Raw genomic sequence first — 850 nt, 5'->3', positions numbered from 1 at the left:
GCCATCGACAGCAAGGCGCCGGCCGTCACCAGCGTCGGCGTGCCCGCCAACGGCACCTACCTGGCCGGCGACAACCTCGACTTCACGGTGAATTTCGACGAGGCCGTGACCGTCGACACCAGTGGCGGTACACCGCGCCTGGCGATCACGCTGGATGACGGCGGCGTCGTCTACGCCAGCTACCTCAGTGGTTCGGGCAGCAGCGCACTGGTGTTCCGCCTGACCGTCGGCAACGGCCAGCAGGACACCGACGGCATCACCGTTGCCGGCGGCCTGGACGCCAACGGTGCGACCCTGCGCGATGGCGCCGGCAACGATGCACAGACGGCACTGAACAGCGTGGGCTCTACCAGCGGCGTGCTGGTGGACGCCGCCGCACCGGAAGTCACCGGCATCGCTCTCGACGGCAGCTCACCGACCACCAGCGACACCCTCGGCTTCACGGTCAGCTTCAACGAGGCGGTCAGCGGCGTCGATCTGGGCGACTTCGCCTTGACCACCAGCGGCAGTGCCAGCGGCACCCTGCTGTCCCTGGTGCAAGTGGATGCCCGCACCTACCGCGTCACCGTCGGCGGTGTCAGTGGTCAGGGCACGCTCGGCTTGTCACTGGTGGCGGCAGGCAGCGGCATCGTCGACGGCATCGGCAACACCCTGCAGAGCGGCTTCAGCAGCGCCGCTTACACACTGGGCGGGCTGACTACCGGCGACCCGGAATTCCGCGCCAACCCTGGCCCCAGCGCGCCGCCAGTGATGACGCCGACACCTCAACCCGACGTGCCCGTCGCACCGCCGCCGCCCACCACCTCGCCGCTGCTGCCGCCGCCGTTGTTCGAGCAACCGACGCTGGGCA

Annotated in this window: 1 pseudogene; it reads left to right on the top strand. The window is 69.6% G+C overall.

What is annotated here, in order from left to right:
- A pseudogene (locus J0A65_RS24425) lies at positions 1-850 on the top strand (hypothetical protein); the annotation flags it as partial.

Origin of the sequence: Bowmanella yangjiangensis (assembly GCF_017255015.1) — a bacterium.
Lineage (GTDB): Bacteria > Pseudomonadota > Gammaproteobacteria > Enterobacterales > Alteromonadaceae > Bowmanella > Bowmanella yangjiangensis.
The sequence above is the reverse complement of the archived record's forward strand: the minus strand, read 5'-3'. Positions and strand labels throughout refer to the sequence as shown.